The 16,544-nt window shown below is 65.1% G+C and carries 15 protein-coding genes; 9 read left to right on the forward strand and 6 right to left on the reverse strand.

The genetic code is table 11. The annotated features are described in order from the left end of the window. Positions 1-15: 15 nt before the first annotated feature. From DOM56_RS00120 to DOM56_RS00140, 5 genes are all read right to left on the reverse strand, one after another. Positions 16-1,728 carry an ABC transporter ATP-binding protein gene (locus DOM56_RS00120; RefSeq protein ID WP_110706958.1) on the reverse strand — a complete coding sequence of 571 codons (1,713 nt, stop codon included), beginning with the start codon at positions 1,726-1,728 and terminating at the stop codon, positions 16-18. A 9-nt stretch (positions 1,729-1,737) separates the two neighbouring features. Then, complete coding sequence (locus DOM56_RS00125) at positions 1,738-2,571, reverse strand: ABC transporter permease (RefSeq protein ID WP_110706959.1); 834 nt, start codon at positions 2,569-2,571, stop codon at positions 1,738-1,740. Between the two features lie 209 nt (positions 2,572-2,780). Next, on the reverse strand, positions 2,781-3,761 hold the full coding sequence (locus DOM56_RS00130) for an ABC transporter permease (RefSeq protein ID WP_110706960.1): 981 nt from the start codon (positions 3,759-3,761) through the stop codon (positions 2,781-2,783). Between the two features lie 67 nt (positions 3,762-3,828). Further along, positions 3,829-5,400 (reverse strand): ABC transporter substrate-binding protein, encoded by a 1,572-nt coding sequence (locus DOM56_RS00135; RefSeq protein ID WP_110706961.1) that lies wholly within the window; start codon positions 5,398-5,400, stop codon positions 3,829-3,831. Positions 5,401-5,618: 218 nt separating this feature from the next. Then, the gene (locus DOM56_RS00140) at positions 5,619-6,377 is read right to left on the reverse strand and encodes a class II aldolase/adducin family protein (protein ID WP_198655658.1); all 759 of its coding nucleotides are present in this window, start codon (positions 6,375-6,377) and stop codon (positions 5,619-5,621) included. A gap of 183 nt (positions 6,378-6,560) precedes the next feature. On the opposite strand from DOM56_RS00140, the gene DOM56_RS00145 reads away from it, so the two are divergent. The 9 genes from DOM56_RS00145 (at position 6,561) to DOM56_RS00185 (ending at position 15,629) form a co-directional block, all read left to right on the forward strand. Next, the gene (locus tag DOM56_RS00145; RefSeq protein WP_110706963.1) at positions 6,561-7,244 is read left to right on the forward strand and encodes a GntR family transcriptional regulator; all 684 of its coding nucleotides are present in this window, start codon (positions 6,561-6,563) and stop codon (positions 7,242-7,244) included. Positions 7,245-7,332: 88 nt separating this feature from the next. Then, positions 7,333-8,358 (forward strand): histone deacetylase family protein, encoded by a 1,026-nt coding sequence (locus DOM56_RS00150; protein ID WP_110706964.1) that lies wholly within the window; start codon positions 7,333-7,335, stop codon positions 8,356-8,358. Next, on the forward strand, positions 8,355-9,452 hold the full coding sequence (locus tag DOM56_RS00155) for a phosphotransferase (RefSeq protein WP_110706965.1): 1,098 nt from the start codon (positions 8,355-8,357) through the stop codon (positions 9,450-9,452). The genes DOM56_RS00150 and DOM56_RS00155 overlap by 4 nt, the downstream gene beginning before the upstream one ends. Before the next feature lie 17 nt (positions 9,453-9,469). Continuing rightward, complete coding sequence (locus tag DOM56_RS00160; RefSeq protein ID WP_232822112.1) at positions 9,470-10,753, forward strand: aspartate aminotransferase family protein; 1,284 nt, start codon at positions 9,470-9,472, stop codon at positions 10,751-10,753. Between the two features lie 384 nt (positions 10,754-11,137). Beyond that, complete coding sequence (locus tag DOM56_RS00165; RefSeq protein ID WP_110706967.1) at positions 11,138-11,734, forward strand: HAD family hydrolase; 597 nt, start codon at positions 11,138-11,140, stop codon at positions 11,732-11,734. Positions 11,735-12,011: 277 nt separating this feature from the next. Then, on the forward strand, positions 12,012-12,941 hold the full coding sequence (locus DOM56_RS00170; RefSeq protein ID WP_110706968.1) for a metal ABC transporter substrate-binding protein: 930 nt from the start codon (positions 12,012-12,014) through the stop codon (positions 12,939-12,941). Continuing rightward, positions 12,938-13,864 carry a manganese/iron ABC transporter ATP-binding protein gene (locus tag DOM56_RS00175; protein ID WP_110706969.1) on the forward strand — a complete coding sequence of 309 codons (927 nt, stop codon included), beginning with the start codon at positions 12,938-12,940 and terminating at the stop codon, positions 13,862-13,864. Before DOM56_RS00170 ends, DOM56_RS00175 begins: the two co-directional genes overlap by 4 nt. Then, positions 13,861-14,769 (forward strand): metal ABC transporter permease, encoded by a 909-nt coding sequence (locus DOM56_RS00180; RefSeq protein WP_110706970.1) that lies wholly within the window; start codon positions 13,861-13,863, stop codon positions 14,767-14,769. Before DOM56_RS00175 ends, DOM56_RS00180 begins: the two co-directional genes overlap by 4 nt. Beyond that, a complete protein-coding gene (locus tag DOM56_RS00185; RefSeq protein WP_110706971.1) occupies positions 14,766-15,629 on the forward strand; it encodes a metal ABC transporter permease in 864 nt (287 codons plus the stop codon). The genes DOM56_RS00180 and DOM56_RS00185 overlap by 4 nt, the downstream gene beginning before the upstream one ends. On the opposite strand, the gene DOM56_RS00190 is transcribed toward DOM56_RS00185, so the two are convergent. Next, the gene (locus DOM56_RS00190) at positions 15,609-16,523 is read right to left on the reverse strand and encodes a LysR family transcriptional regulator (RefSeq protein ID WP_110706972.1); all 915 of its coding nucleotides are present in this window, start codon (positions 16,521-16,523) and stop codon (positions 15,609-15,611) included. The two genes, DOM56_RS00185 and DOM56_RS00190, sit on opposite strands and share 21 nt — an antisense overlap. Positions 16,524-16,544 lie beyond the last annotated feature (21 nt).

The raw sequence follows: 16,544 nt of genomic DNA on the forward strand, positions 1-16,544 counted from the left end.
TTGTCGTTGTCCAATTCAGAGCACCCCGGCAGCCGCCGGCTCCGGCGTCTCGCGGCGTCCCGGTATCGCTTCCAGCAGCTCGCGAGTATACGGGTGCTGCGGCGAGGTAAAGATCTCCCTGGCGCTGCCGTGCTCGACGATACGCCCCTTCTGCATCACGATCAGGCGATCGCAGATCTGGGCCGCCACCCGCAGGTCATGGGTGATGAACAGCAGAGAGAGATCGAGTTTCTGTTTCAGGTCATCGAGCAGTTTCAGCACCTGCGCCTGGATCGAGACGTCCAGCGCCGAGACGGCCTCGTCGGCCACGATCAGCTCGGGATTGAGCGCCAGCGCCCGGGCGATACCGATACGCTGACGCTGGCCGCCGGAGAACTCGTGGGGATAGCGCTCGGCAGCGCCGCCATCGAGCCCCACCGTTGCCAGCAGCGTCCGCGCCTGCACCAGCGCCTCGGCCTTGGGCACGCCGTTGGCGATCGGCCCCTGGGCGATGGCCATGCCGACACGGATGCGTGGGTTGAGCGACGCATACGGGTCCTGGAAGACCATCTGGATGCGACGGCGATGCGCTCGCAGCTCGCGACCCTCCAAGGTACTCAGATCCACCCCGTTGAGGCGAATCTCGCCACTATCCGGCCGATTCAGGCCCACGATGCAGCGCCCCAGAGTCGATTTCCCGGAGCCCGACTCACCGACGATTCCCAGCGTCTCACCCTTGTCGAGCGACAAGTCGATGCCGTCGAGCGCGACGACTTCACGCTTGGGCTGAAACCAGCCGCCGCTGGAGCGATAAATCTTGTCGAGGCCGCTGACCGACAGCAGCGGTGTCAAACCCGTGTCGTCCCGCTGCGGCGGGATGACATCCCCCGGCCTTTCTACCGCCGCCAGGACATCGGCGGGTCTTCCTACCGCCGCCACGACATCGGCGGGGATGGCTTCGATCAGTGCCCGAGTGTATTCATGCTGCGGATTCTCGAGCACCTCGCGGGCCTCCCCCATCTCGACGATCTTGCCTTCGCGCATGACGCAGACGCGATCGGCGATCTCGGCGACCACGCCGAAATCGTGGGTGATGAACATCACCGCCATGCCGCGCCGCGCCTGCAGATCCTTCACCAGATGCAGGATCTGCGCTTGGGTGGTCACATCCAGCGCCGTGGTCGGCTCGTCGGCAATCAGCAGTTCCGGCTCGAGGGCCAGGGCCATGGCGATCATCACCCGCTGACGCTGGCCACCGGAAAGCTCGAAGGGGTAGGCGCGCAGCGCCGACGTCGGATCGGGCAGGCGGACCTCCTCGAGCAACGCCAGCGCCCTCTCCTTGCGCGCCCGCGGGGTCAACAAATCATGCGCCTCGAACACCTCGGCGATCTGCTCGCCGACCCGCATCAGCGGATTGAGCGCCGTCATTGGCTCCTGGAAGATCATGCCGATACGCCGCCCGCGCAGGGCACGGTGGCTAACCTCATCCATCGCCAGCACGTCCTGGCCGTCGAACAGCGCCCGTCCCTTGGCGACGTGAACACCGGTGGGCAACAGCCCCATGAGCGCATTGGCCGTCATCGACTTGCCGGAGCCGGATTCGCCGACCACGCACAGGATCTCGCCCGCCTTCAGGTCGTAGCTGACGTTATCGACGGCATAGAGCCGGTCGGCGCCCTCCGGCAGGGCCAGCGACAGGCGCTCGATGCGCAGCAAAGGCTCGCCAGAGTGGCGTAGCGATTCATTCATGTCCGCTCCTTAGCGTTGCCGCGCCAGTTGGGGGTTCAACGCATCATCCAGCCCTTCGCCGACCAGATTGAGCGCCAGCACCGTGAGCAGGATCGCTACCCCCGGAATGACCGACAGCCACCATGCCTGGCGCATGACCGTCCGTGCGGCGCCGATCATGTAGCCCCAGGACATGGTGTCCGGGTCGCCGAGACCGAGGAAGGAGAGCGAGGATTCCAGCAGAATCGCCGTGGCCACCATCAGCGAGGCCAGCACGATCACCGGCGAGAGCGTATTGGGCAGGATCTGCTTGATGATGATGTCACGGTGGGTCTGGCCGACCAGGCGCGCCGCCTCGACGTACTCGCGATGTTTGATCGAGAGAAATTCACCGCGCACCAGGCGCGCCACCGGCGGCCAACTGACGATGGCGATGGCCAGCACGATGGAGAACGTGCTCGGCTCCATGATCGCCACCAGCACGATCGCCAGCGCGAAGTTGGGAATGGTCTGGAAGAACTCGGTGAAGCGCATCAGGGCGTCGTCGATCTTGCCACCGAAATACCCCGCCAGCGCCCCGAGGGGCACCCCGATGGCGAGCGCCACCACAGTGGAGATCAAGCCGATCAGCAGCGACACCCAAGCGCCGTGGGCTAGCCCCGCAGCGACGTCGCGCCCCATGACATCGGTGCCCAGCCAGAAACCGGAGACCTCCCCCGGCGCCAGAAACGGCCGCTGCACCATGCGCCAGGGCGAGTCGGGATAGAGAAATGGCGCCAGCAAGGCCAGCAGCACCACCAGACCGAGAATCACCAGCCCCACCAGGGCGCCGCGATTCTGGGCAAAGCGTTTGAAGAAATTCATGCGGCCCCCAAAGAAAGAGTTGCCTGGATCGCCGAGCGGAATGAAGCGCGAGGCGCTCGGCGCGCAGAGAGCAAGACATAACTGGCTGTTAGGATTGCGCTAGAGCACCGCGCACCATTTCGCCGGGAGCGAAATGGAACAGCCGCAGGCTGGCCTTCGGTGGCCGCCAGGACGGCGGCCATAGCAAAGCGATTCGTCCGCGCAGGCATTCAGGTAGCGCCTTGCTTGATACGCGGATCGGCGAGCCGATAGATCACATCGGTCAGCATGTTGAACAGGATCACCAGCAGCGCGCAGAAGAAGAAGATGCCCAGTAGCAGGTTGTAGTCCCGCTGCATCAGCGCCTCGTACATCAGCCGGCCGATGCCGGGCCAAGCGAACACGGTCTCGGTCAGCACCGCCCCGCCCACCATCTGCCCGGCCTGCAGTCCGGCCAGGGTAATGATCGGCAACAGCGCGTTGCGCAGGATATGACGACGCTGGATCACTCCGGGCGCCAGCCCCTTGGCCCGCGCCGTCTTGACGAAATCCTGCTGCGACACGCTCAGCATCGAGGTTCGCGTCATCCGGGTGTAGACCGCCATGAAGAACAGCCCCAGCGTCAGCGCCGGCAGAATCAGATGAACCGCGACGTCGCCGACGTGGGCCAGGCCGGTGTAGTCGGCGCCGACCGTCGAGTAGCCGTAGGCGGGCAGCCAGTCGAGCGTCACCGAAAAGACCAGCACCGCCATCATCGCCACCCAGTAGAGCGGCGTGGCATAGAACAGCAGCGCCAGCCCCATGATGATCGACCCCGATGGCCGTTTGGCGCGCATGGCGGCCAGCGTCCCCGCGATGATCCCGAACAGCAGCGAGATGCAGAACGCCGCGCCGGTCAGCAGCAGCGTCGCCGGCAATCGATCCAGGATCAGATCGAGCACCGGCATCTGCTGGCGATAGGAGTAGCCGAAGTCGAGCTGCAATACGCCGCTCATGTAGCGCCAGAGCTGCACCGGCAGTGGCTGGTCGAGACCGAAGCGTTCGCGCAGATCGTCGAGGAACTGCTGGTCGGTCGCCCCGGCTTCGCCCGCCATGACGGCCGCGGGATCGCCGGGAGCGGCGTGAATCAGGAAGAAATTGAACACCAGGATCGCCAACAGCACGATGACGGCCTTGCCGACGCGACCCAGGATCAGAGAGACATAAGCCATGGTTCTGTCCTCGTCGAGCGTCGGCCACCCGCAGGCCACCGACGCTTGCTACCGAAACCGGGTTCGTCTACTGCTCGATCCAGGCGTTCTTGAACCCGTCGTTGAGCCCGATACCGGTGGTGATCAGGTCATGCACGTTGCAGCGGTAGATCGTCGGCTGCGCCAGCTCCATGATCCACGCCAGCGGCACGTCTTCGTGCAGCGTCTGCTGAATCTGGTCGTACATCGCCTGGCGTTTGTCGGCGTCGTTCTCCACCGCGGCAGCGGCGAACAGCTTGTCGATCTCGGGGTTCTCGTAGCCCTCGACGTTGTTCCACGGCGAGCCCTTGGCGATATTGCTGGAGACGTAGGTCCGCGCGATACCCAGTGACGGGTCGCCATACTGGAACAGGTAGGTGAAGGCGATATCGTAGTCCCAGTCACTCACTTTCTGGTTCCAACCCGCCACGTCCGAGGATTCGGTTTCGATGTTGATACCCACATCCTCGAGGTTCTGGCGCACGGCTTCCGCCCAGCGGGTCCAGGTCTCGCCATAGGGCAGCGGCAACAGGCGCACCGGTTCGCCGTCGTAACCCATCTCGTCGAGCAGTTCCTCTGCCTTGTCCGGATCGTAGGGGTACGGCTGGAGATCGTCGTCGTGGGCGGCCAGGGTCGAACTGAATGGGCCGTTGGGCACCTTGCCCAGTCCATTCCAGAGCACGTTCTTGGCGAAATCGCGATCGAGGGCGTACATCACCGCCTGGCGGAAGCGCTTGTCGGCGGTCGGCCCTTCACGGTTGTTGAGCCATAGCATGGCGAACGGGTTGAAGTACTCGTTGCCCGCTTCCGTCATGCAGCTTCCGTCCATCCCGGCAAGACGCGGGATATCGAAGTTCTCCACCGACCCGGCGGGCATGATGTTCAGGGTCCCGTTCTCGTAGGCCGCTGCCCGGGACGCCGCATCCGGGATCACGTGCCAGTAGATCTTGTCGAGATAGGGCTTGCCCGCTTCGTAGTAGTCCGGGTTCTTGTCCAGCTCGATCACCGAGCCGCGATCCCATTTGGCAAACTCGAACGGGCCGGTGCCGATCGGGTGGTTGTTGGCCGGATTGTTGTAGAAGTCGGTGCCTTCATAGAGATGCTTGGGCACGATCGGCAGGGTGCCGACCTCGAAGGCCTGGATGAAGGCCGGGAATGGCTGCTTGAGCGTGAAGACCACCGTCTCGTCGTCCGGCGCCTCGATGCTGGCCACGTGGTCGAGAATCGCCCGGGTTCGCGGGTTGGTCTCGCGCAGGAACACGTCGGCGGAGAACACCACGTCGGCGGCGGAGAACGCCTCGCCGTCATGCCAGGTCACGTCGGGGTGAAGATGGAAGGTGTAGGTCAGGCCGTCGTCGCTGATCTCCCAGGAAGTCGCCAGCTGTGGCATCGGCTTGAGCTCGGCGTCGTAACGCAGCAACCCTTCGAAGATATTCCCGGCCACCCGCTGGGTCGGGGCATTCTGGACCAGCGGCAGCATCAGCCCCGGGGGCTCGGGTTGAATGGCGACATTGGCGACACCGCCGGATTGTGGCGTTTCCTGAGCCACGGCGGGCAGTGCGACAGCAAGCGATAGTGCGGCCGCCGTCAGACGGCCGATCACGGACGATAGCAGGGTCATGGCAGATCTCGTCGTTATTGGATTTGTCGAATCTTCGAACCACTGGCAAAGCGACTTTCAGACGCCTTCAGCGCGGTGTATTCAGGGTTACCGCGCGCCTTCTCGTGTCTAGCTTGGTGATGTCCAACCTCGTTCTATCCAGCCTCGTTTCCATCCAGCCTCGTGATAGCCAACCGCAGGGATCGACGACAAGCGCGCGAGCTTCCGGCGGCACTCCATCAGCCCTCGAAATCGGGCTGAATGCGCTTCAACAGGCGCAAGTAGGCGTCCCACTCCGGGTCGTGATCGGTGACACCGTGATCTGCGTCCCACTTTTCGTACTGCTGGGCGGTGTGCTCGGCCAGGGCGTCGTCCACCCGGCGGACTTTCATGCCGCTGCCCATCAGCGCGAGCTGCGCCTGACAGCTGCGCTCAAGGTTGTGCATCCGTTTGAACGCCTCGCCGACGCTCCGGCCACACACCAGCATGCCGTGATTGCGCAACACCATGATCGGCTTGTCGCCCAGATCCGCGACCAGTCGCTCGCGCTCGGCCAGGTCCAGGGCGATCCCTTCGTAGTCGTGATAGGCGGTGCGGCCGTGGAACTCCATCGACCACTGGTTCAAGGGCAACAACCCCTCTTCCAGGCACGAGACGGCGACACCGGCCACCGAGTGGGTATGCAGTACACAGTGAACGTCCGGGCGCGCCTCGTGGATCGCACTGTGGATGGTGAAGCCGGCCTTGTTGATCCCGGCACGCTCCGGATCGTCAACCACGTTGCCGTCGAGGTCGACGGTCACCAGATTGGCTGCGGTCACTTCCTCGAAACGATAACCGTAGGGGTTGATCAGGAAGTTCTCCTTGCCCGCCTCGGCACGCGCGGAAATATGCGTATAGATGCTGTCATCCAGGCCGAAATGCGCGATCAGCCGATAGGCTGCCGCCAGGTCGCGGCGAGCGGCCTGTTTCGAGGCGTGGTGGGCGTCGGTCGCCATTTCCATCATCGATCTCCTGTGGGGACTTGCGGCGTTGCCGTTGTCGTCGGTGACCGCGTTGTCGAGCGGGTCTGGCGATTAACCTATCAGGCAATCTTCAAACTGTCGACACTCGACAGTCGACCCGATACGATCGTTGAGAGAGTGTCTGAAAGATGCCAACCGCCAGCCAAACGAGATGACATGACGACGACCACACGGGGATTCGCCACCATCCAGCAGCGCGATCTGGTCAACCAGATTGCCGACATGCTGACGGAAGCGCTGCTCAAGGGGGAGTTCGCACCCGGCGTGCATCTGGCCGAAGCGCAGCTGGCACGCGACTTCGGCGTCAGTCGTGCCCCGGTGCGGGAAGCGGCACGCCTGCTCGAAAGTCGTGGCATGCTGGTCTCCCAGCCCCGGCGCGGCTTCTTCGTGCGCACCTTCAACGCCGACGAGCTGGATGACGTCTACGATCTGCGCCTTTGCCTCGAACGCCACGCCATTCGCCTGCTGGCCGGCAAGTTGACCGCCGAGATGGACGCAGCGCTCAGCCATCAGCTCGAGACGATGCGCCAGGTGGCCCGCGACGGCACCGCCGTGCAGCAGATCGAGGAGGATGTCGCGTTCCACCGCATGCTGTGCGAGTTCAGCGGTAACCAGCGCCTGGTGCGCGTATTCGACGAGCTGTGTCACGAAATGCGCTTCTGCATTCTGCTGATCGGCCAGCTCTACGATGACCCCCTGCGCGTCGCCGATACCCACGAGCCGATTCTGGAGGCGCTGCGCACCCGCTCGCCCGACGCCGGCGAGGCGGCGCTGGATTACCACATCGGCGTCGCCCAGCAGCGGGTGGTGGAAATGTTCCGGGAACGCGCCAAGCGCTGACTGCGGCGTCGACGCAGGGGAAAGACCGACGTCTCTGGTCGTGCACCCGCCGCCGGTGTCGAAGACTTTCTGACAAGTGGAGAACAATATGCATGTCTTCGTGAGTGACGCTCACCGCGATCACGACCCGCAGTTCTTCGTCGTGCGCGGTCAGGTCCGCCGCAGTAACGAGCAGCCGGAACGGGCCGATCGCCTGCAGCGCTCTGCGGCCAGCGCCGGCCATACCCTCGTCACTACGGATACCGAGGTCGACCACGACACGCTGGCAGCCGTGCACACCCCGCGCTATCTCGATTTCCTCGAACACGTCCACAGTCGCTGGCTGGCCCTGGAAGACCGAAATCCGGAAGAGGTGGTCGCCAACGTCCACCCCTTTCCCGGCGAGCCCTGCACCTACCCGGATCATCTGGTCGGGCGGGTCGGCTTCCACCTGGGCGATATGGCCGCCTCGATCGGACCAGGCACCTGGCGGGCGGCGAGAAGTGCCGCCCAGTGCGCCCTGGGCGCGGCTCGTCACGTCCAGTCAGGCCACCGCCTCGCCTATGCGCTGTGCCGCCCACCGGGGCACCACGCCTACGCAGAACGTGCCAACGGTTTCTGCTATCTCAACAACGCTGCCATCGCCGCCAGCGCGCTGCGCCGCCACCATGCGCGGGTGGCGATACTCGATATCGACGTTCACCACGGCAACGGCACTCAGGGCATCTTCTACGACCGCGACGATGTGCTGACGGTCTCGCTGCACGCCGACCCGCACTTCATGACGCCCTTCTTCACCGGTCACGCCCATGAAACCGGGCGCGATGCGGGCGAGGGCTACAACCTCAACCTGCCGCTGCCCCAGGGGCTCGAGACCGATGGCTATCTGCGCCAACTGACCCGCGCCTGCGAGCGCATCGACGACTTCGCCCCCGGCGCGCTCGTCCTCTCGCTAGGCCTCGACATCTACGAACACGACCCCTACCAGGGTGTCGCGGTCACCACCGCGGGCTTTGCGCGGATCACCCGCCAGATCGCCCAGCTCGGTCTGCCCACCGTCATCGTGCAGGAGGGTGGCTACCTCTCCGACGCCCTCGGCGATAACCTGATCAGCGCGCTGTCGGGGTTCGAATGACGACGATTCCCGCACACGAGACCACGGACGTCCTCGCTGCCACGGCCCTGACGGTGTCGCCAGAGACCGCCCGACGAGTGCTGGCCGAGCGCTTCGGCCTCGCTGCCACCCTCGAGCCACTCAGCGGCGAGCGCGACTGCAATTTCCGCGCGGCGACGGCCGACGGCCAGCGCTACCTGCTCAAGTTCACCCATCCGGCGGAGCGCCAGGCGGTGAGCGATTTTCAGGTCCGTGCGCTGATGCACCTGGCCACACACGACCCGGCCCTGCCGGTCCCGCGAGTGCTGCGCGACCGCGATGGCGATCCGGCGCCGCCGCTGCGGCTCGATGATGGCCGCGTCAGTCACGTGCGCCTGTCGACCTTCCTGCCCGGCACGCCGCTGGCCGACCGGGTGGCCTCCCCGCGTTTCCAGTTCAGGCTCGGCGGCTGGCTGGCGCGGATCGATACCGCCCTGGCCGACTTCGACCACCCGGTTCGCGAGCTGTCGATGCCATGGGACCTGCAGCGCGCCGACGACCTGCTGCCACAGACCGACAGCCTCGATGACGCCTCGCGCCAGCGCATTCGCGACCTGCTTCAGCGCTTCGCCAAGCAGTTGCGCCCGCGCCTGGCGGTGCTGCCGCGTCAACCGATCCATAACGACCTCAACGGTCACAACGTGCTGTTTGCCCCGACCGCGGGCGAGGCCAACGCCTCGCCCGAGCACCCCGCCGCGATCATCGATTTCGGCGACATGCTGTTCGCCCCGCGGGTGATCGATCTCGCCGTGGCCGCGGCCTATCAGATGAAGGGTGCCGCCGATCCGCTGGCGGGGGCCCTGGCGCTGATCGCCGGCTATCATGCCCATTCGCCGCTCGACGAGACGGAGTGCGCGCTGCTGCGCGGCTTGATCGAGACCCGGCTGGCGATGGCGATTACCGTCTCCACCCATCGCGCCGAGCGCTACCCGCAAAACGCCGACTACCTGCTGCGCAATACGGCGGCCTCCCGCCGGGCGCTGGAGCACTGCCTGATCCTGCCCGCGGCGACCTTCCAGCGCCGCCTGAGCGAGGCCCTCGACTCACCCATCAATCCACCGGGTACGGGAGAATGAGCATGCAGGAGCCCAGCGTGAAAGATGACGATGCCGTCGATGCGGCCCTGCTGGCGCGGCGCCAGCGCCTGCTCGGCGCCTCCTACCGCCTGTTCTATCAGCGGCCGTTCCATCCCGTGCGCGGTGAGGGCGTATGGCTCTTCGACCGCCACGGCACGGCGCACCTGGACGCCTACAACAATGTCGCCTGTGTCGGCCACTGCCACCCAAAGGTCGTGGCAGCCATCGCCACCCAGGCGGCCAGGCTCAATACCCATACCCGCTACCTGCACGAGACGATCCTCGACTGTGCCGAGCGGCTGATCGACTCGCTGCCGGCGCCCCTGGAACAGCTGGTCTTCACCTGTTCGGGCAGCGAAGCCAACGATCTCGCCCTGCGCATGGCCCGCGCCTTCACCGGCGGCGAAGGGCTGATCGTCACCGAGCTGGCCTATCACGGCGTGACCCAGGCGATCGCCGAGGCATCCCCCTCCCTCGGCAGCAAGGTCAAGCTGGGCACGAGCGTGCGCACCGTGCCCGCACCGGTGGATCGCGGTGACGGCGTTGCGGCGATGGGCGCACGCTTCACCGCCGGCGTGCAGGCGGCGATCGACGATCTCGCCGCCCACGGCATCCGCCCCGCCGCGCTGCTGCTGGACAGTGTCTTCTCCAGCGACGGCATCGTGACCGATCCGGTCGGGTTTCTCGCCCCGGCGGTCGAGACCATCCGGCGCGCCGGCGGGCTCTACATCGCCGACGAAGTGCAGGCCGGGCTCGGCCGCACCGGCGTCCTTTGGGGCTTCCCCCGCCACGGCGTCAGGGCCGACCTGGTCACGCTCGGCAAACCGCTGGGCAACGGCCACCCGGTGGCCGGGGTTGCCGGCCGGCGCGATGTGATGGACCACTTCGGGGAGACGGCGCGCTACTTCAATACCTTCGGCGGCAATCCCGTGGCCTGCGCCGCCGCGCTGGCGGTCCAGCGCGTCATGGCCGAGGAGAACCTGGTGGCCCAGGCCGCCGCGGTTGGCGCCGAGCTGCATGCCGGCCTGGGTCGGATCGCGGCCACCACCGACCGGCTCGGCGCGGTGCGCGGTGCGGGGCTGCTGACCGGTGTCGAGGTGCTTGATATCCAGGGCGCGCCGGACGCCGCTCTCGCGCAGGCGCTGGTCGACGGCCTGCGCGAGCGCCAAGTGCTGATCAGCGCCACCGGGCCACAGGCCAATGTGCTCAAGATCCGCCCGCCACTGGTCTTCAACCGCACGCACGTCGAACGTCTGTGCGAGGTGCTGGAGGAGACCCTGGGCGATGTGCTCCAGGCGTAGCGCGACAGATAAAACCCCTAAAATGACGTTCCTGGCAGCCAGCCACGGCTGCCCAGGTCGACGGCGACAGCGTCACCCAACCCGAGGAGGTCGCCCGCGTGGTGCAGATGCTCGTCACGCTGCCACCCTCTGCCGGCATCGCCACGGTACCGATCAACTGGCAGATCGAAGACACGATCTGATTCGCACTCATCGGCGGCGAGACGTGGGTGTCGAGAAGGCGAGCCCGGCGCGACACTCGCGCCTCGGGGTCTCGCGTCCGGGCGTCGGGCATGGTGCAACGGCTATCGACATGGCAGCTGTCGACATGAGCTGAGCGCCGGCATCACGGACAACCGACGACACCCGTGGCAAGATGGCCTTTTGACACGCGGCACACTCGCTATGACCTCGCCTGCCTTGACGCCAATACGCCACTGGGTCTTCGACATGGATGGCACGCTCACCGTCGGTGTGCACGACTTCCCGGCGATCCGCCGCGAGCTGGAGATCCCAGAGGGGGAGGATCTGCTACATCATCTGGACACGCTCCCGGCTGCCGAGCGCGACGCCAAGCACAGCTGGCTGCTCGAGCATGAACGTGCGCTGGCGATGCGCTCGACCGCCGCCAGCGGCGCGGTAGAGCTGATAAAGGCGCTGCGTGATCGCGGCTGCCGGCTGGGCATCCTGACACGCAATGCCAAGGAGCTGGCGCATATCACCCTGGAGGCGATCGGCCTCGCCGACTGCTTCGCCCACGCGGACGTGCTCGGCCGCGACGAAGCGCCGCCCAAACCCCACCCCGGCGGCCTCGACCACTTCATCCATCACTGGCGGGTCGAACCCTCGGCGGTGGTCATGGTCGGCGACAGCCCGCTGGATCTCGAGTGCGGTCGCGCCGCCGGTACCCGCACCATCCTGGTCAATGTCGCGGACAACCGCTGGCCAAGCCTCACCGACTGGCACCATCAGGATTGTCGAGGACTGCTGGCACAGCTTTGAGACCGAGCGCCTGCGGGCGCTGCGCCGTCCGACACGCTCTCGCCCTCACCACCGGTTTGGCCGTCCTTCCCCGCTTCCGACCCTCGCCTTTCGATTGACGTCGCTTTTCCCTTCACAGCCGAGTCAACCGGTGCTATACATCGAAACCAAAGGAACACCATTTAACCGGGGTAAAAAAACGAATCGCGCTAACGTTTCGCGCTCGAAGCACTGCGTGGGCTTGGAGCACAACGGTCGCGACTACCCTGGCCAATCTCGTTGCGAGTAGGAGCGCCTCATGCCTGGGACGATGGATCGACGTTCGACGCTGGTGCGGATCGTGGCCTTCGCGATGCTGCTGATCGCGCTGCCGGCCTTCGCGCAGGATGCCGAGCGGAAAAAGTTCAAGGCGGTGACGACGTTCACGGTGATCGCGGATATGGCCCAGAACGTGGCCGGGAATGCCGCCACGGTGGAATCCATCACCCGTCCGGGCGCCGAGATCCACAATTACGCCCCGACCCCGCGCGACATACTGCGTGCCCAGGATGCCGACATGATCCTCTGGAACGGGCTCGACCTGGAGCGCTGGTTCGAGCGCTTCTTCCACAACCTGCAGGAGGTACCGAGCGTCGTGGTCTCCGAGGGCGTGAGCCCGATCAGCATCGCCGAAGGTCCCTACGACGGCAAACCCAACCCGCATGCCTGGATGTCACCGGCGAGTGCGATGATCTACGTCGACAACATTCGCGACGCCTTCATCCAGTACGACCCGGACAACGCCGACACCTACCGCGACAATGCGGCGCGCTACAAGCAGCAGATCGAGGCTGCCGTGGCGCCGATCCGTGAAGCGCTGGCCCAGATCCCGGAGACGCATCGCTGGCTGGTGACCAGCGAGGGGGCATTCTCCTATCTGGCACGGGATTTCGACCTCCGCGAGCGCTACCTGTGGCCGATCAACGCCGATCAGCAGGGTACGCCACAGCAGGTTCGCCAGGTCATCGACGTCATCCGCGCCAACGCTATTCCGGTCATCTTCAGCGAGAGTACCGTCTCCGACAAGCCGGCCCGCCAAGTGGCCCGCGAAACCGGCATTCACTATGGCGGTGTCCTTTACGTGGATTCGCTCAGCGATCCCGATGGCGCGGTACCGACCTATATCGATCTGCTGCGCGTCACCACCGAGACCATCGTGGACGGCCTGAATCAGGGAGCCTCTTCATGACGAGGCGGCGCGATACGGCACCTGCCGATCACAAGGCGGATGCCACGACTGCCGATCGGGCCGGCGCGGGCATCCGCGTGACCGACGCCGCCGTCATCTATCGCAACGGGCACACCGCGCTGCGCGATACCAGTTTCGAGATCCCCACCGGTACGATCACCGCGCTGGTCGGCGTCAACGGTTCCGGCAAGTCGACCCTGTTCAAGGCGATCATGGGCTTCGTGCGCCTGGCCCGGGGCGAAATACGCGTACTGGGGGTGCCAGCGCGCGTGGCGCTCAAGCGCAACCTGATCGCTTATGTGCCGCAGTCGGAGGAAGTCGACTGGAACTTTCCGGTGCTGGTCGAGGACGTGGTGATGATGGGCCGCTACGGGCACATGGGCATGCTCAGAATCCCCAAGCGCCAGGATCGCGAGGCGGTCGAGACGGCACTGGCCCGGGTCGATATGCAGGCGTTCCGCCAGCGCCAGATCGGTGAACTCTCCGGCGGCCAGAAGAAACGTGTGTTCCTGGCCCGTGCGCTGGCCCAGGACAGCCGCGTGATTCTGCTCGACGAGCCATTCACCGGCGTCGATGTGCAGACCGAGGACCGGATCATCCACCTGCTGAGAGAGCTGCGCGCCGAGGGACGGGTGATGCTGGTCTCGACCCACAATCTCGGTTCGGTTCCGGAGTTCTGCGACCGCACGGTGATGATCAAGGGCACGGTGCTCGCCCACGGCCCCACCGACGAGATATTCACCCAGCACAACCTCGAGCGCGCCTTCGGCGGCGTGCTGCGGCACTTCGTGCTCGACCAATCCCAGCAGGCCGGCGCGCCGCCCCAGGCCGTGGGGGTGTTCACCGACGATGAACGGCCCCTGGTGCTGCAGAACGGCATCGCCGCCAGGCGGCCCTCGAGCAAGCCGGGGGAGCGACGATGATCGGCGCGCTGCTCGAACCCTTCGGCTACGGCTATATGCAGAATGCCATGTGGGTATCCGCGCTGGTCGGTGGGGTCTGCGCGTTTCTCTCCTGCTACCTGATGCTCAAGGGGTGGTCACTGATCGGCGATGCGCTGTCGCACTCGATCGTGCCTGGCGTCGCCGGTGCCTACATGCTGGGGCTGCCGTTCTCGCTCGGCGCCTTCTTCGCCGGTGGGCTGGCCTCCGCGACGATGCTGTTTCTCAACCAGCGCAGCAAGCTGAAGGAAGACGTCATCATCGGCCTGATCTTCAGCTCGTTCTTCGGCCTGGGGCTGTTCATGGTGTCGCTGTCGCCGACCTCGGTGAATATCCAGACCATCGTGCTCGGCAACATTCTGGCGATCACCCCCGCCGACACGCTCCAGCTGGTGGCGATCGCGGTGGTATCGCTGGTCGTGCTGCTGGCCAAATGGAAGGATCTGATGGTGACCTTCTTCGACGAGAACCATGCCCGCTCGATCGGGCTCAATCCCACGGCGCTCAAGATCCTGTTCTTCACCCTGCTGGCCGCTTCCACCGTCGCGGCGCTGCAGACGGTCGGTGCCTTTCTGGTGATCTGCATGGTCATCACCCCGGGCGCGACGGCCTATCTGCTCAGCGACCGCTTCCCGCGCCTGCTGATCATCGCGGTGACGATCGGCACGCTGACCAGCTTCTTCGGCGCCTATGCCAGCTACTTTCTCGACGGCGCCACCGGCGGCATCATCGTCGTGCTGCAGACGGTGCTGTTCCTTCTGGCGTTCGTATTCGCACCCAACCACGGCATGCTGGCGGCGAGACGCAGGGCCGCCGCATCGCTGGCGCAGTCATCGACGAGCCAGGCACGATCGCCAGCCACCGGGCCCACGGAGTCACCTCGATGAGCGGGTTCGAGACGCTGCTGATGCCGTTCCAGTTCGGCTTCATGGTCAACGCCATGATCATCGCGGTGCTGGTGACCATCCCGATGTCCCTGCTCTCCTGCTTTCTGGTCCTCAAGGGCTGGTCGCTGATGGGCGACGCCATCTCCCACGCGGTCTTCCCGGGTGTCGTGATCGCCTATCTCGTCGGCATCCCCTACGCCATCGGCGCTTTCGTCGCCGGCATGTTCTGTGCCGTTGCCACCGGCTTCCTCGAGGAGAACAGCCGTATCAAGCAGGATACCGTCATGGGTATCGTCTACTCCGGCATGTTCGGCATCGGCCTGGTGCTGTTCGTCAAGATCCAGTCAACGGTCCACCTCGACCACATCCTGTTCGGCGACATTCTCGGGGTTGCCTGGCGTGACATAGTGGAATCGGCGCTGATCGCCCTGGTCACCGTTGGCGTCATCGGCGTAAAGTGGAAGGACTTTCTGCTCCACGCCTTCGACCCGACCCAGGCCCGGGCGGTGGGACTGCGAACCGGGCTACTGCACTATGGCCTGCTCTGCCTGATGTCGCTGACCATCGTCGGCGCCCTGAAGGCGGCGGGGATCATCCTGGCCATTGCCCTGCTGATCGCGCCCGGCGCCATCGCCTTCCTGCTGACCCGGCGCTTTGGCACCATGCTGCTGCTGTCGGTGACGATGTCGGCGATCATCGCCTTCCTCGGTGTCTATCTCTCGTTCTTCCTGGACAGCGCCCCTGCCCCGACCATCGTGCTGCTGTTCTCGCTCGTCTTCATCGTGGCATTCGTCGTCTCGACGAGACGCACGGCGAAGCGCGAAGCCAGCGGCGGATCGCTACCCGTCGAGCGGCGCTGACACGCCTCGGGTGGGCGCAAACCGCTCGACGACCATATCGATGTACTGCCGGGCGAAGAACGACAGAGAGACGTTTCTGTTATAGATGAGCGATGCCTGCACGCGAATGTCGAGCGTCGTGGGAAGAGAGATCAGATCGGCATAGTGTCCCTCGGTGATCAGCGAGGCATCGAGAATGCCCACGCCGACGCCCTGACTGATCAGATCATAGGCCTGCATGGTACCGGCTTCGATCTGTGGCTCCAGATGCGAGCCCTGCCGTTGCAGCGCGCGCTCGACGGCATGTCGCAGGTAGGTACCGCTGCGATTGAGGATCAGAATCTCATCCGCGAGATCGGCGACATCCACCACCGCCTTGCTGGCCAGCCGACTGTCTCGGCGAACGATACACCGATACTGGATCTGTTCCAGCGGAATGACCTCAAGCGTCTCGTTGACCTTGGAACCATAGATGAAACCGACATCGAACGAGCCGACCTCGATATTGCCGATCACCTGAGAGGATTGTCCGGCATGAAACGAGACCTTCGCTCTGGGATAAGCAGCCATGAACCGGGGAATCGTCGGCGCCACGAAGTGCTTTGACATCGAGGAGATCGACTGCACCGCCAGAAAGGCATCGCCGCCTCGAGCAATATTGTCGATCTTGGTCTGCATATGATCGAAGTGGCCGAAAATACGCTCCACCTCGGGCAGCAATTGTACCGCCTCCGGCGTCGGCGAGAGACCGAAGCTGGTGCGATAGAACAGCGGCATGCCGACCTTCTCCTCCAGCCTCTTGACGATGCCGCTGGCGGTGGGCTGCGATACGTTCAGTTCGATGGCGGTCTTGCTGATCGAACCCGTGTGCATCACCGAACGAAACACCTCGAGGCTGCGGATACTGGCTTTCATGCCGACTCCTGACGATGAAGA

The sequence above is a fragment of the Salinicola sp. CR57 genome, assembly GCF_003206585.1.
Lineage (GTDB): Bacteria > Pseudomonadota > Gammaproteobacteria > Pseudomonadales > Halomonadaceae > Salinicola > Salinicola lusitanus.